Origin of the sequence: Candidatus Regiella endosymbiont of Tuberolachnus salignus (genome assembly GCF_964020115.1) — a bacterium.
Lineage (GTDB): Bacteria > Pseudomonadota > Gammaproteobacteria > Enterobacterales > Enterobacteriaceae > Regiella > Regiella insecticola.
This window is the reverse complement of sequence record NZ_OZ026542.1, coordinates 184,408-208,541: the sequence shown is the minus strand read 5'-3', so window position 1 is coordinate 208,541 and position 24,134 is coordinate 184,408. Positions and strand designations below refer to the sequence as shown.

At 41.8% G+C, this 24,134-nt stretch carries 18 protein-coding genes and 1 pseudogene; 3 read left to right on the top strand and 16 right to left on the bottom strand.

Going from position 1 to position 24,134, the window contains the following annotated elements; all coding sequences use genetic code 11:
- Positions 1-66: 66 nt before the first annotated feature.
- The 15 genes and pseudogenes from AACL30_RS01030 to putP form a co-directional block, all read right to left on the bottom strand.
- Positions 67-282: pseudogene (locus AACL30_RS01030) on the bottom strand (Mur ligase domain-containing protein); the annotation flags it as partial.
- On the bottom strand, positions 279-1,823 hold the full coding sequence (murE, locus tag AACL30_RS01025; protein WP_339057512.1) for a UDP-N-acetylmuramoyl-L-alanyl-D-glutamate--2,6-diaminopimelate ligase: 1,545 nt from the start codon (positions 1,821-1,823) through the stop codon (positions 279-281). The gene murE and the pseudogene AACL30_RS01030, both read right to left, overlap by 4 nt.
- The gene (gene ftsI / locus AACL30_RS01020) at positions 1,810-3,579 is read right to left on the bottom strand and encodes a peptidoglycan glycosyltransferase FtsI (protein ID WP_339057511.1); all 1,770 of its coding nucleotides are present in this window, start codon (positions 3,577-3,579) and stop codon (positions 1,810-1,812) included. Before ftsI ends, murE begins: the two co-directional genes overlap by 14 nt.
- A 153-nt stretch (positions 3,580-3,732) precedes the next feature.
- Entirely contained in the window at positions 3,733-4,089 is a 357-nt protein-coding gene (gene ftsL / locus AACL30_RS01015; protein WP_339057510.1) for a cell division protein FtsL, read from the bottom strand.
- Entirely contained in the window at positions 4,086-5,027 is a 942-nt protein-coding gene (rsmH, locus tag AACL30_RS01010; RefSeq protein WP_339057509.1) for a 16S rRNA (cytosine(1402)-N(4))-methyltransferase RsmH, read from the bottom strand. Before rsmH ends, ftsL begins: the two co-directional genes overlap by 4 nt.
- A 16-nt stretch (positions 5,028-5,043) precedes the next feature.
- Positions 5,044-5,502 carry a division/cell wall cluster transcriptional repressor MraZ gene (gene mraZ / locus AACL30_RS01005; RefSeq protein ID WP_339057508.1) on the bottom strand — a complete coding sequence of 153 codons (459 nt, stop codon included), beginning with the start codon at positions 5,500-5,502 and terminating at the stop codon, positions 5,044-5,046.
- A gap of 415 nt (positions 5,503-5,917) precedes the next feature.
- Positions 5,918-6,868, bottom strand: a complete 951-nt coding sequence (gene corA, locus AACL30_RS01000) for a magnesium/cobalt transporter CorA (RefSeq protein WP_339057507.1) — start codon at positions 6,866-6,868, stop codon at positions 5,918-5,920.
- Positions 6,869-7,005: 137 nt separating this feature from the next.
- Positions 7,006-9,159: a DNA helicase II gene (gene uvrD / locus AACL30_RS00995; RefSeq protein ID WP_339058370.1), complete on the bottom strand. Its 2,154-nt coding sequence runs from the start codon at positions 9,157-9,159 to the stop codon at positions 7,006-7,008.
- A gap of 169 nt (positions 9,160-9,328) precedes the next feature.
- Entirely contained in the window at positions 9,329-10,240 is a 912-nt protein-coding gene (gene xerC / locus AACL30_RS00990; RefSeq protein ID WP_339057506.1) for a tyrosine recombinase XerC, read from the bottom strand.
- The gene (locus tag AACL30_RS00985; protein WP_339057505.1) at positions 10,237-10,941 is read right to left on the bottom strand and encodes a DUF484 family protein; all 705 of its coding nucleotides are present in this window, start codon (positions 10,939-10,941) and stop codon (positions 10,237-10,239) included. Before AACL30_RS00985 ends, xerC begins: the two co-directional genes overlap by 4 nt.
- 13 nt (positions 10,942-10,954) lie before the next feature.
- Positions 10,955-11,779 carry a diaminopimelate epimerase gene (dapF, locus tag AACL30_RS00980; RefSeq protein WP_339057504.1) on the bottom strand — a complete coding sequence of 275 codons (825 nt, stop codon included), beginning with the start codon at positions 11,777-11,779 and terminating at the stop codon, positions 10,955-10,957.
- A gap of 125 nt (positions 11,780-11,904) precedes the next feature.
- A complete protein-coding gene (gene lptM, locus AACL30_RS00975) occupies positions 11,905-12,078 on the bottom strand; it encodes an LPS translocon maturation chaperone LptM (protein ID WP_339057503.1) in 174 nt (57 codons plus the stop codon).
- A 161-nt stretch (positions 12,079-12,239) separates the two neighbouring features.
- A complete protein-coding gene (locus AACL30_RS00970) occupies positions 12,240-13,271 on the bottom strand; it encodes a glycosyltransferase (protein WP_339057502.1) in 1,032 nt (343 codons plus the stop codon).
- A gap of 377 nt (positions 13,272-13,648) precedes the next feature.
- The gene (locus AACL30_RS00965; RefSeq protein WP_339057501.1) at positions 13,649-14,200 is read right to left on the bottom strand and encodes a MepB family protein; all 552 of its coding nucleotides are present in this window, start codon (positions 14,198-14,200) and stop codon (positions 13,649-13,651) included.
- A 212-nt stretch (positions 14,201-14,412) separates the two neighbouring features.
- Positions 14,413-15,909, bottom strand: a complete 1,497-nt coding sequence (putP, locus tag AACL30_RS00960; protein ID WP_339057500.1) for a sodium/proline symporter PutP — start codon at positions 15,907-15,909, stop codon at positions 14,413-14,415.
- A gap of 1,010 nt (positions 15,910-16,919) precedes the next feature.
- Here putP and putA point away from each other — a divergent pair.
- The 3 genes from putA to AACL30_RS00945 all read left to right on the top strand — a co-directional run bounded on the left by putA (position 16,920) and on the right by AACL30_RS00945 (position 23,192).
- Positions 16,920-20,921: a trifunctional transcriptional regulator/proline dehydrogenase/L-glutamate gamma-semialdehyde dehydrogenase gene (gene putA, locus AACL30_RS00955; RefSeq protein WP_339057499.1), complete on the top strand. Its 4,002-nt coding sequence runs from the start codon at positions 16,920-16,922 to the stop codon at positions 20,919-20,921.
- Positions 20,922-21,314: 393 nt separating this feature from the next.
- A complete protein-coding gene (locus AACL30_RS00950) occupies positions 21,315-21,908 on the top strand; it encodes a thiamine pyrophosphate-binding protein (protein WP_339057498.1) in 594 nt (197 codons plus the stop codon).
- 525 nt (positions 21,909-22,433) lie between these two features.
- Positions 22,434-23,192, top strand: coding sequence for a LuxR family transcriptional regulator (locus tag AACL30_RS00945; RefSeq protein ID WP_339057497.1), 759 nt, complete (start codon positions 22,434-22,436; stop codon positions 23,190-23,192).
- Here the strand turns inward: AACL30_RS00945 and AACL30_RS00940 are convergent.
- Complete coding sequence (locus AACL30_RS00940) at positions 23,146-23,796, bottom strand: acyl-homoserine-lactone synthase (RefSeq protein ID WP_339057496.1); 651 nt, start codon at positions 23,794-23,796, stop codon at positions 23,146-23,148. The two genes, AACL30_RS00945 and AACL30_RS00940, sit on opposite strands and share 47 nt — an antisense overlap.
- Between the last annotated feature and the right edge of the window lie 338 nt (positions 23,797-24,134).

Here is a 24,134-nt window from a genome sequence, read left to right as displayed (position 1 = left end):
AGGCAACTTCAAAGGCGAAGGGTATAAAGAGGGATCAACTTGCTGTTTATTCATTGCAATTTTATTAACCAACAATGCCATAGCGCCGGCGGTAATCGCCTCTTCGGCAAAGTCATGCCCATCAAAACGTGCTCCTTTTAAAGCAACAAAGAGACAACCTGTGCTTAACTTTCGACTATCAATGACCACCTGGGTTACCAGGGCGTGATCACTTGCGTGTTCAATGCCTATCAATTCTGCATTAAGCACCTGGGCTAATTGCCGCAAAGAAAGAGGGATCATGCTATGGCTCCTAAGAGTTGTGCGACAATATGGCGGTCAGAGCAAGTTAGCCGCCGATTTCCCACTAATTGGTAATCTTCATGCCCTTTTCCTGCCACTACCACTACATCCTGCTCTTTTGCTTGCATCACAACGCTGTTAATAGCCTCAGCTCGATTATGTATCACCACAGCATGCCTTATCTCGACCAAACCGCTCAGAATATCCGCGACAATCGCACCAGGATCCTCAGTGCGAGGGTTATCATCGGTCACTACCAGATGATCCGCCCATTGCTCAGCAATGCCACCCATCAGGGCGCGTTTGCCTTTGTCTCGATCACCACCACAGCCAAACACACACCATAATTGACCTTTGCAATGTAAACGCGCGGCGGCTAATGCTTTTTCTAACGCATCGGGAGTATGTGCATAATCCACTATCACTGTTGGTCTATCTAACGCATTAAATACTTCCATTCGCCCACAAACGGCCTGCAACTGTGATACCGTCGCCACGAGTTTTTTTAATGGGTAATCCAATGCTAATAGCGTCGCTAAAGCCATTAATAAATTACTAACATTAAATGCCCCTAACAAACGGCTCACCAAACGCCCCTCACCCCAGCTTGAATCAAACCTGAGTGTGACACCCTGGACGTGATAATTGATATTTTTGGCTTCCAGCCAACGACCTTTCCAATCGGCAGGGATCTTCCCTTCCATGCTCACGGCTACTGCATGAGGTAATTGGTGTAGCCAACGACGACCGACCTGATCATCGGCATTAATAATTTTTTCTTTGGCATGATGAGTAGAAAATAACTGCCATTTTGCCGCCTCATAGCGAGCCATATCGCCATGATAATCGAGATGATCGCGACTTAAATTGGTAAACACCGCAGCAGCAAAGGGTAATGCCGTGACCCGATGTTGTACTAAACCGTGAGAAGACACCTCCATCGCCGCAAAATTCGCGCCTTGTATGACAAAATGGTTAAGTGTTTTTTGAACATCAATGGCTGAGCCTGTGGTGTTTTCTGTGGCTATCAGCGATTGTTGTAATAAACCATTACCCAGGGTTCCCATGACTGCACTAACATTGCCTAACGCTTGGCTCCATTGTGCTAATAATTGTGTGAGCGTGGTTTTGCCGTTGGTACCCGTGACGCCAACCAGTTTTAATCGAGCCCCGGGCTGATGATAAAATTGTCCAGCGAGTTTAGACAGATATTGATTTAAATGATTGAGGTAGACTATCGGCACCCCCTGTATTGTCGTGATATACCCTTCGCCTTTGAAGCCGCCGCGTTGTTGTGTGGGTATAGAAGGGGTTGATTGGCCTTGAGCCTCGGCAATAACCGCGGCAGCGCCTTGCGCTATAGCTTGTGAAATATAATGACGTCCATCCGTTTGGTGACCAACAAGCGCGATAAATAAATCCCCCTTAGCGACAAGGCGGCTATCTAAAACCATTTCACTCAATGGGAGTGACGGAATATCTTGCTTGCAAGGATCCAATAAATAAGGAGCCAGTAAATCGCGTAAGTTACGATCTGCCACCTAATACCTCTTTTCTATTCACGACCAATTGGCTTTCATTCACCGTGGGCAGGGCATCAGGCTCAATGTTCATGGTACGTAATACCCCTCCCATGATGGCGCCAAATACCGGAGCAGAAACCGCTCCCCCGTAATATTTTCCTGCCTGTGGATCATCAATCACCACTACCAACGCGAAACGAGGATTGCTAGCTGGAGCAACGCCAGCGGTAAAAGCAATGTACTTTTTCATATATTTTCCGTCAGAACCCACTTTTTTTGCCGTCCCGGTTTTAATCGCTAGCCGATAACCACTAATCGCCGCTTTTGTGCCACCCCCACCGGGTAAAGCGACGCTTTCCATCATATGTACCACGCTGCGAACTAATTTTTCAGGGAAAATACGTTTACCTATCACAGGGGCATTGACCTTAATAATCGACAGTGGACGATAAATCCCCATGCTGCCGATGGTGGCGTAGATTCTGGCTAATTGTAGTGGTGTTACCATCAGTCCATAGCCGTAAGAAAAAGTAGCCTTTTCTAAATCTGACCAACGTTTTCTTTTACTAGGATATAGACCACTACTTTCGCCCACCAATCCTAATTCGGTGGCTTTACCAAAACCAAAAAGAGAGTAAGTATCGACTAATGATGCCGCAGGCATCGCTAATGCCATGCGAGAAACCCCCACGTTGCTCGATTTTTGTAAGATCCCTGTTATCGATAGCTCGGTATAACGCCCCACATCTTTAATTTCATGGCCATTAATGTAATACGGCAGGGTATTTAATACGCTGTCTTCTTCTACCACCCCATTCTGTAAGGCGGCCATCACCACCATTGGTTTCACGGTTGAACCGGGCTCAAAACTATCTGTTATTGCCCGGTTACGCATCGCGGCTTGAGTGGTATGGGTTAAATTATTCGGATTGTAAGAAGGGCTATTGGCCATGGCTAAAACTTCACCTGTATTCACATCAACCAAAACGGCAGAGCCCGATCCTGCTTTGTTAAAGGCCACTGCATTATTGAGTTCACGATAGACTAACGCTTGTAAACGTTCATCTACACTCAAGGTCAAATTATGGGCTGCCTGGCTTTCAATCGAAGAGATGTCTTCTATCACCCGCCCATAACGATCTTTACGTACCGTACGCTCGCCAGGACGGCCGGTAAGCCAATCGTTAAAACTTTTTTCTATTCCTTCAATACCTTGGCCATCAATATTCGTCACGCCAATAATATGTGCCATCACTTGACCGGCAGGGTAATAGCGGCGTGATTCTTCTCGTAAATGGATACCGGGTAATTTTAATTTTTGAATATAATCACTGATAGCCGGATTGACCTGACGCGCTAAATAAATAAAACGTCCTTCAGGATTAGCATTGATACGTTTAACTAAGTGATCAAAAGGGATGTCCAATGCGTCAGAGAGTGCTTTCCAACGTGGATCTGAAGTGAGTCCCCCTGCGTCAAGTAATGCTTTAGGATCGACCCAAATGGCATTAACAGGTACACTCACCGCCAATGGACGTCCTGATCTGTCGCTGATCATGCCGCGGGCAGTGGGGACGGACTGCACGCGCAGCGAACGCATGTCGCCTTCACGTACCAACTGTTCCGGATTGATCACTTGTAGGTATGCTGTACGGATCATTAATCCGATCATCACCAATAAAATACAGCTACAAAGTAAAGCGAAACGCCAGCTAACAAAGCTGGTTTGTGGCTTTCGATGTTTCAATTTGTTGATTGTTTTAGCTGTTTTCATTAGGTTGCCTTGACCTTGGTCAGTGAGGGGCGATGACTTCCTACCCTTCGCTTTTCAAGTTACGGCGGCGTTGGTAGCGATCACTCGTCCTCTGTCATGTACTACGTATACTCCTGGGATTCGCTTGATTGCGGCCTTGCCGTAACTCGAAATTCATGGGGTATATTTATTTCCATATTGATGGATCAATGATTGATCAATAACAATTTTTTCTTTTTCTGGATCAACATATTGCATTTTTAATTTTTTACGGGCGATAGTGGCAATTCGGTGATGAGCACTCAGTACTTTTTCTTCTAAAATCAAATTACGCCATTCGATGTCTAACGCATTTCGCTCCAAGATGAGCAGTTCACGCTTTGCCGTCAATAAACGAGTCTGGTAAGTCGTCGTTACCACTAAGATTGCAGATACCAATATCGTAAATAGTAATATCAATGGTATCTTGGCATTACGGATTAAATCTGTCCCTATTAGCTGGATTAAACTGTATTTTTGGCAGCTAATCATAGTGCTATCCTTTCCGCAAAACGCAGCACGGCGCTACGTGCTCTAGGATTTTCTGCCACTTCTTCTGCTGATGGCATCATTTTTCCCATCGTTTTTAGATTAGCGCTGCCCATCAGGCGCAATTGTGTTTCAGTCAGTGGCATACCGGCTGGAATTTGTGACCCACGACTCTGTTGACGGATAAAATTTTTGACAATGCGATCTTCAAGCGAATGGAAACTGATCACTGAAATACGCCCTTTTGGCGCTAAGACACTGAGTGATGCTTCCAATGCCCGCGTAATTTCTTCCAGTTCGCTGTTAATATAGATACGAATAGCTTGAAAACTACGGGTTGCGGGATGTTTATGTTTTTCCCGCATCGGCAGGATATTCACAATCAAATCCGCTAATTCTTTAGTGCGACTCATGGGCTGTTGCTGATTGCGTTCAACGATGGCGCGAGCGAGGCGTTTGGCAAAGCGCTCCTCACCGAAGGTTTTCAGCACCCAAGCAATTTCATCCGCGGAGGCTTTCATTAACCATTGTGCTGCAGACAAACCCCGCGAAGGATCCATACGCATATCAAGCGGACCATCGCGCATAAAAGAAAATCCGCGTTGTGGATTATCTAATTGCGGTGATGAGACGCCTAAATCGAACAACACACCATCGATTCGCCCGATAAGATCACCTTCCTGGGCATAACGCGCTAATTCAGAAAAGGGTCCATGGATAATGGAAAAACGTGGATCGGTAATGGATTTAGCCACTTCAACTGCTTGTGGATCACGATCAATAGCAATCAAATGCCCTTTTTGTCCGAGTCGAGAGAGAATCAGACGAGAATGCCCCCCACGACCAAAAGTACCGTCGACATAAATGCCGTCATCACGGAGGTTGAGGCAATGCACCGCTTGCTCTAGCAATACGCTTTCATGCTTACATTTTATTAACATGCTATTTATTACCACACTATAAAGATAAGTCTTGTAACCGCTCAGATAGCGGCTCCTGTGCGGATTGTTCTGCTGCAATATCGTTTTTAACTTGCTGATACCAAAGTTGTTCATTCCAAAGTTCAAATTTATTGAACTGACCGACTAAGATGATCTCTTTTGTCAGTTTGCTATGTTGACGCAATGTGCTGGCGATTAATAATCGGCCGGCGCCATCCATTTGGCATTCACTGGCGTGCCCCAATAATAGGCGCTGAATACGGCGCTCAAATGGGTTGATACTTGATAAACGGGACAATTTATGCTCAATAATTTCCCATTCAGTGAGTGGATAAAGCAGTAAACAGGCTTGATGTAAGTCGATAGTACAGATCATCTGGCCTTGCGATTCCTCATTAAGTAAATCCCGATACCGGGTTGGTACGGCAAGCCGTCCTTTACTGTCGAGATTAATCAACGTTGCTCCACGGAACATAGTGCATCACCTTGTGGTCTTATTTACCACTTTATCCCACAAATCCCCACTAAAGAGTTTACGGAGGGTTTTAAAACCTTGTCAAGGTATCGCCAGTCAGCTTTCAGTTTATTTGTGGGGGTATTTTATGAAATATCGCGAAAAGTCGGGAGGTTGTGTTAGAAAAAAGCAAGTCAATATCATGATAAAAAAGCTATTTTTTATTATTTTGTTTTTTATATAAAGATTAATAAATCAGCAATTAATTATCTTATTAACTCTTACTATTATTTTTATTCGGCATAGGCTCTGGGAGCCTATGCTAAATCTCTTATGCTTGCTAAAGAAAATTTCGAACAGGCTTTATACCCTTCGCCTTTGAAGCCACTGCGTTGTTGGTTGCGGGTGTTCTCCCGAATCACGTATAGCCTATCAGTTATAACCAATTTTTACGTTTAAAATAAAGGTAAGGTGCTAGACCTGCGATAATCATTAAAGTAATGGCACCAGGATAGCCAAACGACCAGTTCAGTTCCGGCATAAACTGAAAGTTCATACCGTAACTTGATGCTACTAATGTAGGGGGGAGGAAGATCACTGAAACTACCGAAAATATTTTGATAATACGGTTTTGTTCAATATTGATAAAACCCATCGCGGCTTGCATTAAGAAATTGACTTTTTGGAAGAGTGATTCGTTATGTGGCAACAAAGACTCAATATCACGCTGTATTTCGCGCGCCTGCTCAAGTTGGCTTGCAGGCAAACGTGCTTTGCGTAGTAAAAAATTTAACGCGCGTTGGGTATCCATTAAGCAAAGCCGTACTTTCCAACCGATATCTTCCTGTTCAGCTAAAATGGATAGCGCCGCGTCATATTTATCTCCTTGTTGACCTTCCATGATCACCCTGCTTAACTTTTCTAAATCAGTGTAAATATTTTCTATTTCATCGGCCAGCTGTTCAATTTTAGTCTCAAATAAATCTAACAGCAGCTCATAGGCGTTACCATCGACTAATATTTGCGTGCGAGCTCGCATGCGGTAAAGGCGAAAAGCCGGTAATTCACGTTCACGTAACGTATAGAGACGACCATTGCGGATGGTGAACGCTACTGTTGCATTACCAGCATGGTCTTCTGCATCTTTATAGTAAAAAAATGAATGAATGTGCAAACCGTCTTCATCTTCAAAGAAACGAGCAGAAGCTTCTATATCACCCAATTCGAGTCGAGTGACCAAATTTTGGTCTAATTCAACTTGCACACGTTCACGTTCTGTCTTTTCTGGTGCCACCAAATCGACCCACAATGCGCCAGTCAAATTATCCGATTCTTCCAATTCCAAACGGGATAATCGATTGTTGTCCAATTTAAATGCACTTAACATGTACTACCAACTCCCTGACAATTACAGCGTTTCTATCCTTCGCCTTTCAAGTTACGGCGGCGTTGGCTGCGAGCCCTCATGGTATGTCCACTCTCATCGGGTCTCACGCCCCTGGCCGCCTTGCCGTAACTAGAAATTCATTGGGTTTCTAGCCTTGCATAAGCGACGATCAGCCACTTAGTCCCCTCGTTTGAAAATGCAACCTGTACTCGGCTATGTTCTCCACTGCCTTCTAAATTAACCACCTTACCGTTTCCAAATTTAGGATGGCGTACCGCTTGACCCACAGTAAAACCACTGTCATTTTTATACAGTGGCGTACCAATAAAACGGTGGTTAACCGGACGAGAAACACTCGCGCGTGACCTTACCTCTTCGATACATTCCAGCGGCAGTTCGCCAATAAAACGAGAGGGGGGATGGTTAACCTCTTTACCATACAGACGACGACTTTCAGCATAGCTTAATGTCAGTTTTTGCATCGCACGTGTTACACCGACATAAGCCAGCCGTCGCTCTTCTTCCAAACGCCCGTTTTCATTCAACGCCATTTGGCTAGGGAACATGCCTTCTTCCATGCCAACAATAAACACTTGCAAAAATTCTAATCCTTTAGCGGAATGAAGCGTCATCAATTGTACGGCGTCTTGATCACCATCCGCCTGTCTTTCACCTGCCTCTAATGCGGCATAAGAGAGAAATGCGGATAAAGGTAACATAGTTTTATCTTCATGATGATATTGCTGCGTTGCCGTGATCAGCTCTTCAAGATTTTCGATTCTTGCCTGACCTTTTTCACCTTTTTCTTCTTGATACATTGTCCATAAACCAGAATCACGTATCACTCGCTCAGTTTGACTTTGTAACGGCATATCCGCTGTTTCGTTGGCTAATGCCTCCACTAGTTCAATAAAACGCTGCAATGAAGCAGCGGCACGATTCGACAGTATTTGATTTTGTAATACAATGAGGGTGGTTTGCCACAATGTTAATTGCTGATCACGCGCGTACTGGCGTATTGTTTCTAAAGTACGATCACCAATCCCACGTGGGGGGGTGTTGACGACCCGTTCGAATGCAACATCATCATGACGGTTGGCAATTAAACGCAGATACGCCAGCGCGTCTTTTATTTCTTGGCGCTCAAAAAACCGTTGCCCGCCATAAATACGATAGAGCACCCTGGCTTGCAATAGCGCATCTTCCAATACTCTTGATTGCGCATTGCTTCGATACAAAACGGCACAATCTTTTAACAAGCCTCCTTGGCTCTGCCAGGTTTTGATTTTACTCACGACAAAGCGCGCTTCATCTAATTCATTAATGGCTGAATAGAGGCTAATCGCTTCGCCTGTTGCACTTTTTGTCCATAGGTTTTTTCCCATCCGCTTAGTATTATGGGCAATTAAGCTATTAGCAGCGGTAAGAATGTGGTGTGTTGAACGATAATTTTGTTCCAAACGAAGGGTTTCTGCGCCGGTGAAGTCATTTAAAAACAGTTGAATATTTTCTACCTGGGCGCCACGCCAACCATAAATGGATTGATCATCATCCCCGACTATCATCACAGTAGCCTGATCTTCTGCTAATAAGCGGATCCAGGCGTACTGAATTTTATTCGTATCTTGGAATTCATCCACCAAAATATGGCTAAAACGTTGACGATAATGCTGCAAAATACAGGGGTTATTTAGCCATAACTCATGAGCACGCAATAATAATTCGGCAAAATCGACCAAGCCAGCTCGATGACAAGCGTCGTGGTAAGTTTGGTAAATACGTAGCCAAATGTTTTCCACCGGGTTGCCGTAATTTTCAATATTTTCTGGACGTAACATCATATCTTTTTTGCCATTGATATAGCTTATGGCTTGACGTGGTGACCATTTTTTTTCATCTAAATCAAGTGATTTTATAATACGTCTGACTAATCGCAGTTGATCATCACTGTCGAGTACTTGGAAATCTTGTGGCAGATTAGCCTCTAAATGGTGAATGCGTAATAAACGGTGGGCTAGACCATGAAAAGTACCGACCCACATTCCTTTATGAGCTCTCCCTAGGTTTTCAATGCGGTGCCGCATCTCTGCCGCCGATTTATTAGTGAAAGTGACGGCAATAATAGAAAAAGGGGAGATATCTTCCTGTGATAATAACCAAGCGATGCGATGCACCAATACACGGGTTTTACCGCTGCCCGCTCCCGCGAGTACTAACAAATGTTTATAGCGCGTAGCAACCGCTTCTCGCTGTTTTTCGTTCAACCCGTCGAGCAAATTAGACATATTTATAAGTACTCTTTTTAAGAATCTGTTCGAAATATACCCTTTGCCTTTGAAGCTGCCGCGTTGTTGGCTGCAGGTGCTCGCCGAATCACGTAATCTATCTACGCTCATCGGTCTCCCCCCTGGCTGCCTTGCCGTAACTCGAAATTCATTGGGTATATATCTTGTGCTCGCTTTATGTTTTATCTCTTTTGGCGCGAGGATGCGAAGCATCGTATACAGTGGCTAAATGTTGAAAATCAAGATGCGTGTAAATTTGAGTGGTAGATAGGTTGGCATGGCCAAGTAGTTCTTGCACAGCACGCAAATCGCCGCAAGATTCTAACATATGAGTAGCAAAAGAATGACGTAATTTATGTGGATTAATGTGATTATTGACACCCTGTTTGATTCCCCACTCGGCAAAACGTTTTTGCACATTACGGGGTGAAATACGTTTACCGCTATTGGATAAAAAAACGGCATCATCCTGCGGCATAAAAACATCACGCAAAGCCAACCAGTTTTGTAACCAAGTGACCGCTGTCTTTCCCATTGGGAGTTTACGTTCTTTATTGCCCTTGCCTAATACCCTAACTTCACCGGAGGTCAAATCAATATGTCGGCAATCCATACCAATTAATTCAGCCAGTCGTAGACCCGCCCCGTACATAACTTCAAGCATCGCCCTATCACGAATAGCTAAAGGATCATCCAGATCAATGTTGAGTAATTGATTAACTTCATCAACATCGATATTTTTTGGCAGATGACGACCTGTAACGGAGGTGGTAACGCCTTTGGCAGGATTGGCCTGTATTATGTCTTGTTTTATTAGGTAATCAAGAAAACTACGTAAAGCGGAAAAACGCACGGCTAAACTAGTGCTTTTTAAGCCACCACGTTTACTGCGTACTAATAATGCCCGAACCTGAGCAGCATCTAAGTTTTTCCAGTCACATATCCCCATCGATTTAGCAATATCGATTAACATCATCAGTTGACGGTGATAGCTGGTTATCGTGAGTGAACTCAGTTGACGTTCTACTTTTAAATAACGTAAAAAAGCATCAACTTGATGCTGTAGGGGCGATAAATCCGCTGTCATTTGCGTTTAATCCAGCGTGCTAACAACCCTGGTAAAAATGTGGCGACTTGATGGAGTATCATGGTACCCATTCCTTGCTGATAATGCAGACCATCTGAACTGCTAAATATGATCACACCAAGGTCTCCTTTTTTACCTAGCAAAGAGAGGGCAACGGAACCTACCCTGTCAAATTTTGGCAATAACAAACGTAACTCGCTCTCACTTAAGCTACCAAGAAAATGTTGTTTTTCCGCCAAATATTGTCGGCGTAGAGGCTCAAAATCTGAACGCAACATCGCCAAATGAGATAGGCCGGGGAATTTCTCAATCTGCCAACGATCACTAAATAGCCGCACCTGGGTGCCTAGCAAGCCGAATGTCTTCGCCCAACATTGTAAACGCTTTAGCATTTCAGGCAGTGTACTCGCGAGCGCCAAATTTGCTTGTAGTTGGAAGAAGCGCTTGCACAGCATTTCATTCAAACCGGCGTACTCCATTAGCAAGGTGATCTCTTCCTGCAACTGGCTAATTTGGCGGCGCTGGCGGTGTAATTGCCATTCGACTAAAGAAATGCTCCCTTGCATGGCTTGAGGGAGGCGCATTTGTTTAACCAAATCAGCGTTACGCATAAAAAAATCAGGATTTTTTAGTAAATATTGCCTCACCTCATCATCATTTAATTTGGTGTTACTGATTACCTGTTCCTTATAAGTGTTCATAGATTCAGACTCGTTATAAATGAATATATCCGTCGTAAATATGGACTGCTGACCCTGTCATATATAATGGATGACCTCGGCCTTTCCACTGAATGGATAACTCTCCCCCTGGTAGTTTTACATCAACATTTTCATTCAGTAGCTGTTGCTCGATACCAATGGCTACCGCCGCGCAAGCGCCACTGCCACAAGCTTGGGTCTCACCGACGCCACGTTCATGTACCCGTAAATTGATATGTTTACGATCAATGATTTGCATAAAACCAACATTAGTGCGTTGTGGAAAACGTTCATGGTACTCTAACATGGGTCCCAACAATGCGACATTCGCCATCGCTACGTCTTCTACTTGTAATACACAGTGCGGATTACCTATCGACACGACACCACATAATGTTGTATGTCCAGCAGTGCGTAAAATATAGGTTTTTTCAGTGGTTGCTGCGCAAAAAGGAATTTGTCTGGGGGTGAACACGGGCTCGCCCATATTAACACAAACCTTTTCATCCCCCTTTATCTCCAGGCTCATACGTCCCGTTTGTGTACTAATATGAATGATTTTTTTGCTGGTCAATCCTTTAAGATGTAAAAATCGCGCGAAGCAACGTGCGCCATTGCCACATTGAAAGACTTCGCTGCCATCGGCATTGAAAATACGGTAGTGAAAATCTAATTCAGGATCATAAGGGGGTTCTACCACCAACATTTGATCAAAACCAACACCCGTATGTCTATTTGCCAATCGACGAATCAGTTCAGGCGAAAAATAAACATTCTGAGTGACATTATCAACAACCATAAAATCGTTGCCAAGGCCATGCATTTTGGAGAACTGCATCTCATGCTCCCCTTTGCCTATCTATTGGAGAAATATATATAGTTTATACCCTTCGTTTTTGAAGTCGCCGCGTTGTTGGCTGCGGGTACTCGCCGAATCAGGTAGTCTATCTACGCTCATCAGCCTCATCTCTGGCCGTCTAGCGGCAATTTGAAGGACTCTGGGTATATATCCATATTCACTGTTGTTATTTTTATTTTTTTCTCCGGTGATGCCGGATAGAGTGATCCTTTGAAACCACAACCGACCAGTCCCAGTGATATTATCGTCACCATTAGCCATTGTATTTTTTTTTTCATTATATTAATGCCTGTTATTTATGCACCTAAGTGGTCTTATACCGTTCGCCTTTGATGTTGGCTGTGGGTGCTCGCCCTCATCAGGTAGTCTGTCTACGCTCATCGGTCGGGCGCCCTGGCCGCCTAGCGGCAACTTCAAAGGCGATGGGTATATGGCACTGTTAATAAAGTAATTTAAAAACATTCAAACTAATTTTTTTTAGACGGTACTTTGCACGGTTCTTTATCCACTTGATATAATCTTTTTGATATCGATTATGCTTTGCGCATGCCTTGTACTCATACACGCGGTGCGGATGAAAGAAGGGGGTGTCTTTCCATTCTGATGCCTCTTTCGCTTTTTTGAATATCTCGCAGGAAGGGTAATTAGCCCACGAATGCCAAGGTTTGGTACTACCAATGTAATGGACAAGAGCGGAATCATTCAAATCTTGTAACGTCCTCGTTTTCCCTTTATGGTCTAAATCGCAAAATGTATTATATCGGGCGTTAATGTTTATTGTTTTACCGAAGAATAAAACATTAAGAATATCCTGATCAAAGTAAACGAGTTTTCCTTCATACTTCTTGCTACTCAAAAGGGCAAGTGCTTGATGAGTGATGTCATGAGCTCTCCAGTAGACCAAATTCAGTAACAGAAAGCCGGAATTGAAATACTGTTGTTCAATGCCTGGAGTATCAAGCCGCATTGATAATTTTGCTCTTGCACTTTTGCCTAATGCGTCTTTAACAACCCCGCATGCGTTATGGCTGAGCTCTATATTATTAAGATCTTCAATTGAATTGTTACAGAAAATATCAGCATCAAGATAGAGTACCTTATCTTTTGAGCCGCAAAGCTGCTCTGCTATTATCAATCTGATGTAGGAAGAGTAATTAAATCTTTCATTGTTTGGTAAATTTTTGAGCTTCTTACAATCAATCAAATAAAGGGTTATATCGGCACATCGATTTTCTGCTAACTGTTGAAATTTAGTCTCGTTTACTAAATCTAAAAAGTCTGTAAATACATGAAAGGAAAAAGAGCGATTATCATTGTTTAAAAGAATAGAAGTGATAGAAATACCACTAGCAAAAAGTAATTTTTCATCAACACCATAGGCTATATCTAATTTTTTCTTTTTTTGAGCAGTGGGAGAATATTTGTATTCTTTAATTGCTTTTATAACATCGCTATTTGCAAAATTCATCATGATTCCATAATTCTCAAAACAAACAATAGAAAACCGTTTACTCGATGCATCTTACTAAAGCAAGACAAATGCTATTGCTATCAGATAAACCATTCATTGTACTGATTAACTTGTCTGCTAACAAATGAGTCAGTTTCCTATAATTATTATATACCCTTCGTCTTTGAAGCTACCGCTAGGCGGCCAGGGCGTGAGACCGATGAGCGTAGATATACCACGTGATTCGGCGAACACCCGCAGCTAATAACCGGCAGCTTCAAAGGTAAAGAGTATATACCCCTGGATTGCTGCTTATCGACTTAACAGTGATCTCGTTTGATATCAATAATCTCATAGCTTAGTTAACGATAAGGATAAATCATTTTAACAATCTCTAGCTAAGTTATGCCAAAAAGCCTATGAACTCGCTCAATGTCTAGAATATGATGCTTATTTGTACCGTTTATACTATTTGCGGAGATAAAATATTCACGTTGCCATTTTTGGGTTGCAATAGCCTGTTTAGCTATAGTTGATATCCAGGGGGCATAAACTCGAATACCTCTTTTACCGCCCTTCCCGCGCATTGAAATAACATTTTTTTGGGCAAGAATGTCCTTGTTAAAAATAAATAGGCCACAATGTTGATGTTCAAAAACGTACACCATAATAAAATCGATGGGATCATGATAATCAAAAGGGGCAATTTCTCCCTCCGAAGCTTGGCGTTGCCAGACAGTAACAAATTGGCCTATCTTTGTTGGGGTGGTATTCGCCACTCGAAATAAAACTGTTTTGCCCTCAATATCTAATCGACATGCCCCATACTCTGCGCTCTCGACTTCTCTGCAAGGTTTTAAGGTTATTTTTAATCCGGCAGCTAATATTATCTCGTTCAATATATGGGTGAGTTGAGCGGGAACTATCCCTATGGCAGGGTTGAGAGACATATTTATATCCTTTGCCTTTGAGGTTGCCGCGTTGTTGGCTGCCAGCTCTCGCCTCATGGTATGTCTACGCTCATCGGTCGGTCGCCCTGGCCGCCGAAGGCAACTTCAAAGACGAAGGGGATACACTTCTGGGATTCGATTGATTGCTGCCTTGCCGTAACTCGAAATTCATTGAGTATAGTCTCCTGTATCAACAGGAGACATGAAAATATTTAATCAGACGGACAAACGGACTTAAATTTTAATTCTGCTTTATGGAAGCGATCGGTAATAACTTGACTAGGCGCGGAATCCATTAGGCTGACGACAAAAATAGAAATACTGGCAAATAAAAACCCAGGGATAATCTCATATAAACCTAACCAAGCAAATTGCTTCCAAATTATTACGGTTACCGCTCCCACGATCATACCAACGAGTGCGGCATTACGTGTCATTTTTGACCAAACAACCGAGATCAATATTACCGGCCCGAATGCGGCTCCAAAACCTGCCCACGCATAACTAACAAGGCTGAGCACTCGGTTATTGGGATCGGCGGCCAAAGCGATAGCAACCAATGATATTATCAATACCATGGAACGGCCGACCCATACCAATTCTTTTTGGCTCGCTTTTTTACGTAAAAAAGCTTTATACAGATCTTCAGTTATCGCACTGGAACAAACAAGCAACTGACAGCTCAGCGAACTCATCACAGCAGCAAGAATCGCCGACAAGACAACTCCCGCAACCCAGGGATTAAAAATTAATTTGGCTAATTCAATAAAGACTTGTTCCCCATTTTTTGACACCGAGCCTGCCAGCTCAGGATGATTTTCAAAATACGCGATTCCGAAAAAGCCGATAGCGATCGTTCCTGTCAGACAAAGAATCATCCAGGTCATACTAATACGCCGTGCATTACGGATGGTATGATGAGAGTCTGCGGCCATAAATCGAGCTAAAATGTGGGGTTGACCGAAATAGCCTAAGCCCCATCCTAATAAAGAGATAACGGCGATGAAATCTAATCGGCTAAACATATCAACGTTGGCTATATTTTTAGCTTCAATCACCATGATTGCGCTATCAATTCCACCGACAGATAAAATGACCATAACGGGTGTTAAAAGCAACGCAAAAATAATTAGCGTAGCCTGTACTGTGTCTGTCCAACTTGCCGCTAAGAAACCCCCGATTAGAGTGTAAATAATGGTAGCAGCTGCCCCTATCCAGAGTGCATTTTGATAACTGATGTCAAATAAACTGTTGAATAATGTTGCACCAGCAACGATACCGGAAGAAGAATAAATAGTAAAAAAGACCAAGATCACTAACGCAGATATAATGCGCAATAATTTGCTTTTATCTGCAAATCGACTGGTAAAATAGTCAGGCAAGGTTAACGCATTATTGTTTGCCTCGGTATGAACGCGTAAACGCCCAGCAACTAATTTCCAATTGAGATAAGCGCCTATCACTAATCCGATAGCGATCCAACTTTCTGAAATGCCGTAGATAAAAACGGCGCCGGGTAATCCCATTAATAACCAACCGCTCATGTCTGAAGCGCCCGCGGATAATGCCGTGACCACACTCCCCAGACTACGGCCACCTAAAATATAATCATCAAAATTATTTGTTGCCCTGTAAGCGATTAACCCAATGAAAATCATTACAAAAATATAAATTGCAAATGTCACCAGCATCGGCGTATTTGTCGTCATTACAACGTCTCCATAAATGCGTCTTTACCCTTCGCCTTTCAAGTTACGGCTTTGTTGTCTGCAGGTGCTCGCCGAATCACGTAGTATGTCTACGCTCATCGGTCTCACCCCCTGGCCGTCTTGCCGTAACTCGAAATTCATTGGGTATTGTCTATTTTTACATCCCGCGTATTGTCGGCGTTATGCTGATTTTTTGTGTTTGGCCGAAAAAGGGTATTTGACCTCACATAAATTATTAAAATTAATATATCATTTATTTTATTTATTTTAATAATTAAATAGTTAATGAATACTTATAAAGTAACCTGTTTTAATTACATGTATCTCCCATGATAGTGTTAATATTTCACCATAGAGTGAGTTCCACTATAGATAAATCGACCATAAACCTTATAGTTTAAAATTATGATAGGCATGACTATAGTACTAAAATACTATAAATACTGGTTTAATATGTGAAAAATCTGACTTATTTCACAGTTCTCCATTTGTCTTGTGTAAGAGCCTATTAGAAATCTTCTTTAGAGAAGCGAATACGAGGAAAAAATGGGCGAAAAAGCGCAGTGGCTTTTTTTACAAAAACAAGAACGTAAATGAGCATTTTAAGCTCGTTTTTGGCAAAAGACTGCTTGCAAAACTGTAGCGAGGGAGAGGGGAGAGAGTCAAGGCGCCCGGTGCACAGCAACCCTAGTGCTCATACGAGTACATGAGGATTGCGAGCACCGCGCAACGCAGAAATTCACACCACACAGTAGGTTATGCAAGCAGTCTAAAATATTAGCGAGTATAAGAGATTTCGATAGGCTATATCCTTCGCCTTTGAAGTTGCCGCTAGGCTGCCAGGGCGACCGACCGATAAGCGTAGACATACCATGAAGACGAATACCCGCAGCCAACACAAAGACGAAGGGTATATAAGCGGTCGTGCGAAATAGCAACAAGCTGGATATTAATGCCATAAAAAACTATCATTTCCCGATTTCCAGAATAATATAGAGGAGCTGAATGGTATGGGTAGTACAAAAATGGAGGTGAGATTTGACGAAGTTACTCGCGATAAAATTGAAAAGGCAGCACAGAATATTAATCGGACACCACATTGGTTAATTAAACAAGCGATTTCTAATTACCTGACTCATTTAGAAAATAATACAACAATAATGATGCCTGATGAAGGACTCAATGATTGCCATCCTGACGACGCGCAGGATAGTATGCCTACCGAATTGATCTCTGCCTATCAACCATTTTTGGATTTCTCAGAACAGGTTTTAATACAATCAGATAAACGTGTTGACATTACTGCAGCTTATCGCCGTCCCGAAAGTGAAACCATTCCAATGCTGCTAGAGCAAGCACGCCTACCTACTGATCTAGCGCAAGCAACCCATAAATTGGCTTATCGTATTGCTGAAAAGTTACGTAACAAAAAAAGCACTAACGGTCGAGCCGGTATTGTACAAAGCTTATTACAAGAGTTTTCACTCTCTTCTGAAGAAGGCGTCGCCTTGATGTGTTTGGCTGAAGCGCTATTACGCATTCCAGATAAAGAGACGCGTGATGCATTGATTCGTGACAAAATCGGCAAAGGAAATTGGCAATCCCATCTTGGGCACAGCCCTTCTTTATTTGTTAATGCCGCCACTTGGGGTTTACTGCTCACCGGTCGTGTTGTTTCTATAGATGAAAAAAATCAGCTTTCCAATTTCTTAAATCTTGTCATCAATAAAGGAGGGAAACCATTAATTCGTAAAGCGGTAGATAGGGCTATGCGTTTCATGGGACAGCAATTTGTTACCGGAGAGACAATCGCTGAAGCTTTAGCCAATGCCCGAAAATTAGAAGATAAAGGTTTCCGTTACTCCTACGATATGTTAGGAGAAGCCGCATTAACTGAATCAGATGCCTCAGCCTATTTTGATTCTTATCAAAAAGCCATTCATGCCATTGGTAAAGCGTCTGATGGCCGTGGGATTTACGAAGGCCCAGGGATTTCGATTAAACTTTCGGCTTTGCATCCACGTTATAGCCGTGCTCAATATGAACGTGTGATGGATGAACTTTATCCACGCTTATTATCATTAACATTGCAAGCTAAGCAGTATGATATTGGGATTAATATTGATGCCGAAGAAGCCGATCGTTTAGAAATTTCCCTCGATTTGTTGGAAAGACTGTGTTTTGAACCACAATTGGCGTGCTGGAATGGCATTGGTTTCGTCATCCAAGCCTATCAAAAACGCTGTCCGTTTGTTATTGATACCGTGATCGATATGGCGCGCCGTAGCCATCGTCGTTTGATGATCCGTCTGGTTAAAGGTGCTTATTGGGACAGTGAAATTAAACGTGCGCAGATAGATGGTTTAGAAGGTTATCCGGTTTATACCCGTAAGGTTTATACCGATGTTGCTTATCTAGCCTGTGCCCGCAAATTACTGGCTGAACCGAGTTTGATTTATCCCCAATTTGCTACCCATAATGCGCATACGCTGGCGGCTGTTTATCATTTAGCAGGGCAAAATTACTATTCTGGTCAGTATGAATTTCAGTGTTTGCACGGTATGGGCGAACCGCTGTATGAACAAGTGGTCGGGCAAATTGCTGAAGGTAAACTTAATCGCCCTTGTCGGGTGTATGCGCCGGTGGGAACCCATGAAACCTTATTGGCTTATTTGGTGAGACGTTTGTTAGAAAACGGAGCCAATACCTCCTTTGTGAATCGGATTGCTGATACCACACTGCCACTTGACGATCTGATTGCTGATCCGGTTAAAGAGGTAGAAATCATGGCTGCATCAGAGGGTCGATTAGGTTTACCTCATCCTAAAATTCCTTTGCCAAGAAATTTATATGGTCAGGAGCGGCTCAATTCTCGGGGGTTGGATCTGTCAAATGAACAGCGACTGGCTTCGCTTTCCGCTGCCTTATTAATCAGTGGCAGCAAACTATGGCATGTACAACCTATGATTGCCACTGAACTCGATCAAAACCTCGATCAATGCCTTGAAAAACCGATTATCAATCCTGCAGAGCCGAGCGATGTGATTGGCTATGAACGTCAAGCGAGTCAAGAAGAAGTTAGCCGTGCCTTAGATGCCGCCGCCGGTCCAGGCTCAATTTGGTTCAATACCCCTGCGAGTGAGCGTGCCATTATTTTGATCAAAGCGGCTGAATTGATGGAAAATCAAATGCAAAATTTGATAGGCATTTTGGTGCGTGAAGCCGGTAAAACCTTCAATAATGCTATTGCTGAAGTGCGTGAAGCTGTCGATTTTCTGCGTTATTACGCCAACCTGATACGATATGATTTTGATAGCAAAGATGAACAGGGTAATCCGACCTATTGTCCGCTCGGCTCTGTAGTCTGTATCAGCCCGTGGAATTTTCCGCTTGCCATTTTCACCGGACAAATTGCCGCTGCGCTGGCGGCCGGTAATTCAGTACTAGCAAAGCCTGCGGAACCGACACCGTTAATAGCAGCACAAGCCATCAATATTTTGTTGGAAGCCGGTATTCCACAAAATGCATTGCAACTATTACCCGGTAAAGGTGAAAAAGTAGGAACATGGCTAATCAATGATCCACGCGTGCGAGGTGTGATGTTCACCGGTTCAACCAAAGTGGCCAGCTTGCTTCAACGTAATATCGCCGGTCGTTTAGATTCACAAGGTCGAACAACACCATTAATTGCTGAAACCGGCGGTCTAAATGCGATGATCGTTGACGCTTCAGCATTAACAGAGCAAGTGGTTACTGATGTAATCGAATCTGCATTCGACAGTGCCGGCCAGCGTTGTTCTGCTCTGCGCATCTTGTGTATTCAAGAAGAGGTTGCTGAACATACGCTACGGATGTTGCGAGGCGCAATGGCTGAATGCCGGATGGGTAATCCCGAGCGTTTATCAACCGATATTGGTCCTGTCATCACTCGCGAAGCACAAGCGGGGATTGAAGGTTATATCCAGGCTATGCGTGTCAAGGGGCGTAAAGTATATCAGGCAGCACGATCTAATATTTTAGATGAAAAAGAATGGCAGCGAGGGACTTTTATTCAGCCAACACTAATAGAATTGGCGAGTTTTGATGAGCTGCAACAAGAAATTTTTGGCCCCGTATTGCATGTGGTTCGTTTTCAACAGCAAGATCTTGATACATTGGTCGATAAAATTAATGCGACAGGTTATGGGTTAACTTTAGGCGTCCACACTCGAGTTGATGAAACGGTTTCACGAATAACGGAACGTGCTAAAGTCGGTAATATATATGTTAATCGAAATATGGTGGGTGCAGTCGTTGGGGTACAACCATTTGGCGGCGAAGGTTTATCCGGTACTGGGCCGAAAGCCGGCGGGCCACTTTATTTATATCGCTTATTATCTCAACGTCCGGAAAATGCTCTGTTAACAGCCTTAACTCGTCAAAATAACCAGCAAGCACCAGAAGTGAATGGACGCGAATCTTTATTGGCGGCACATAGTGCCTTAATGCAATTTTTGACAACAGAACATGAAGCTTTGCTTAAGCCTGCTCAAGGTTACGCTGAATTAGCGCAGGGGGGCACTGTACATCAGTTAGTAGGGCCAACCGGTGAGCGTAATACCTATACTTTATTGCCTCGTGAGAGAGTGCTTTGCATAGCAAACAACCAAGAAGATATTTTGATTCAACTGTCGGCGGTATTGGCCGTGGGCAGTCAAGTACTATGGCTAGACGGTAGTTTACAAAAAGATCTTTTTCGTAAACTCCCTGCGCTGGTGCAATCTTGTATTCGTTTCAGTGCTGATTGGCAAAGCAGTAACATTCTTTTTGATGCTGTTATTTTTCATGGTGATATTGAAAAATTACGGACACTCTGTCAGCAAATTTCACAACGTGATGGCTCCATTATTTCTGTACAAGGCTTTGCTCCAGGTGAAACCGCTATCTTTCTGGAACGCTTGTTGATTGAACATACGGTAAGTATTAATACTGCGGCGGCAGGAGGCAATGCAAATTTAATGACTATTGATTAATGGTATTAAATAATAAAGACCCTGATGGGTCTTTATTATTTTTAGTGACATAATATTCAATATACTTAGCAGACTTCCTACCTCAAGCGCGTAAATTTTCAAAATGCCTGTGAGTGATAAAATTTAATCATTGCTATTTAAGTTTTGTTGATCTTAAAATAAATCGCTGTTGGTCATTAATAGACAAAGGTAATGCTGTGCTTCGAGATATAATTTATTTTAACGATATTTAAAAATAATATCATATACCCAATGAATTTCGAGTTACGGCAAGGCGGCAATCAATCGAATCCCAGAAGTGTACAAATAGTACATGACTGGGGTGGGTGATCGCTGCCAACGCCGCTGTAACTTGAAAGGCAAAGGGTATAGTCTTTTTGAGTGGGAGACGTCATGATAGATGCTGATTGTTTTTTACGCATTCTAGCGCGGCACAATGTAAATTTTTATAGTTGTGTTTCTGATCCATTGTTAAATGAATTCTTTTTTACTGTTGCCGATTACTCTAATGAAATAATCTATCAAACTGCTTGCGATGATAAAGCAGCGATAGGAGTAGCTATTGGTAGTTATTTAGCAACGGGTTATATACCTGCTGTTTATCTGAAAAATTCAGGACTTTACACTGTTGTTAATCCTTTTTACTCTGCTGCTAAACCTGAAGTCTATGGCATACCTTTATTACTGATTGTCGGTTGGCAAAATGAAACTGATATTGAAAAAAATACGCCTCATAATAAATATCATCAACATGATGAGCTAAGAATAGCGCCTATTCCGTTGTTACAACAATTACACATTCCCTATAAAATATTAGGAGAATGTACTGAAGATTGGGAAAGGACAGTTGCATCATTATTGGCTATCGCTCATGATGAATGTAGACCCGTTGCTTTGGTGGTTAAAAAAATCTCTTTTTCAACCACCAAAGCGACGAGTACAAACCGGAAGGTCATATTTAATTCGTCAGCAGAAAAAATTAAATAAGCAGATAAAAATATTCATTCTTATAATCTATTCTGAAGCTCTTATTCTCGCTGATAATTCGTCAAAAACGAGCTCAAAATGCTCATTTACTCCCTTATTTTGTACAAAAAAATAATTGTGCTTTTTCGCCTATTTTTTTCTCGTTTTAGCGTAGCTCAAAGAACATTTCGAATAGGCTCTAAGAGAACACAGACAATAGCGGTGTTAGATGGTTATTTTTTTGACCGTCTCACCCGGGGAGTCTACTTTCACCATGCTTTTTAAGCCCTGCCTTGCTAACATGTTTATTTCAGTAATCATTTATTCCAGCTCTACACTTAATTGTGGCGCTTTCAACATATATTGGGATACTGAGTATTATCTGCACAGATAAAATAAATCATGATGGGGGCAAGATAATATCTGATGCGCACCCATTTTCTGGTAATATTTACTTGAATATGTTTGAGCATATGACCGAGATGGATGTATCGAATCCAGTATATAACACACAATTAGAAGATCAATTTTTTGAAGGAAGATTCAGTGTTGTTTGATAATGAAACGATTAATAATTTAATAAAAGATGATTTAGATAAGGAATTCGAGAGCTATGGAGATATAAAATACGCTTATGCCATAATGAACAAAAAAAATACAACAGAGATGAGTGTAATTTCTAATCGTCCAGATTGGTTTAAAATTTATATTAGAGATCGTTATCAACATATTGATCCTGTTATTATCACGGCACTTAATAGGATTACATCCTTTCCCTGGGATGAGAATATCATGATTAACTCAGACCTTAAGCTTCCTAAAATTTTCAATATAGTTAGTTCGTACAATATCACTAATGGGTATACATTCGTCGTTCATGATAATAAAAATAATCTCGCTTTGTTATCGATTATGATAGATAAGAGTTATATTAATGATATTAATGATATTAATAAATTAATAGAATACAATAAAGATAAACTTCAATCATTACTTATTACAGTACATGATAAAACCATGTCTCTGTACAGAAACATGGGTATCAAATACCATAGGAAAAAAGAAACTGAAGAAATATTTTCTCGGAGAGAAAATGAAATTCTTTACTGGTCAAGTGTAGGAAAAACATACCAAGAAATAGCTATCATTCTTGGTATTAGACCATGCACGGTAAAATTTCATATGGCAAATATTGTGAAAAAATTGGGTGTTATGAACGGAAAACATGCCATAAGACTCGGAATTGAATTAAAATTAATTAGGCCTGTTTTTTCCACAAAGGAAAAGATAGAGGCCAATTATTAAAATAATTAATGGAAGTGTTACATGTATTTATATTATTAATTAATATTTGTTGGTTTTTTCTATCTACAGGCATATATATTAAGTATATGTTTTCTTTTTTTTCTGAAAGTCCTTGCTCTACAACCTTTATAAGCCATCCGGATCGTTTGAAGATAATGAGCATTGGGTGGCTTATAATCGCATAAATCCCATCATGAAAAAAATTCATGGCATAGTTAATCATGGCTAAAAAAAGCATTGAACTTAACGGATACAGGTTTAAGTTTAGTTTTCTCACTCGGGCTTTATCAATAAATAATCGACTTGCGTCAAGACAATTCCCTTCAGTAACATTAATCTTTTTAAAAAAATGACGGAATGTCGTACCTGTAACCATATTATTATATTTCATTTCAATAAAACGCAGGCCGCATATAACGGCATCACCATAAACACCGAAAAGATAGGTGGTGTTTTTGTTATCATACTCATCAAATTCCATATCATCAGTACAGGTTACTGCCCAGTTAAGTCGGTCTTTGAATACCTTTTTTCTGAGAGAAAATAATTCCATTGATCTTTTATCGGACAGTTTATTATATCTAACATCAAATATTTCCATCATTTTATCTCCTTATTAATGATATAGGGTTATCTCAATAATTCGTGCAAAAATAAAAAATCTGCCAAGTTATTTGATTAGCAAGGATGTAATACCTATAGTGTGCGAACATAAAATAGCGACAGCGGCAAGTTCAGGGGTTGAAGCGATAGATAAATACAGCCAGGGATTATGTCGCATATTTACTGAAAACGAAAGCGTGATAGCTACGTTCAAAGCGCTTTTTCCATCATTTTTTCTTTATTGCGATATATTGTATGCTTATTTAACTTTAAGGTATTAGAGTGAACTTATTTTAAGTTCTTATCATTAGATATATTAATAGGATAGATGATATTCTT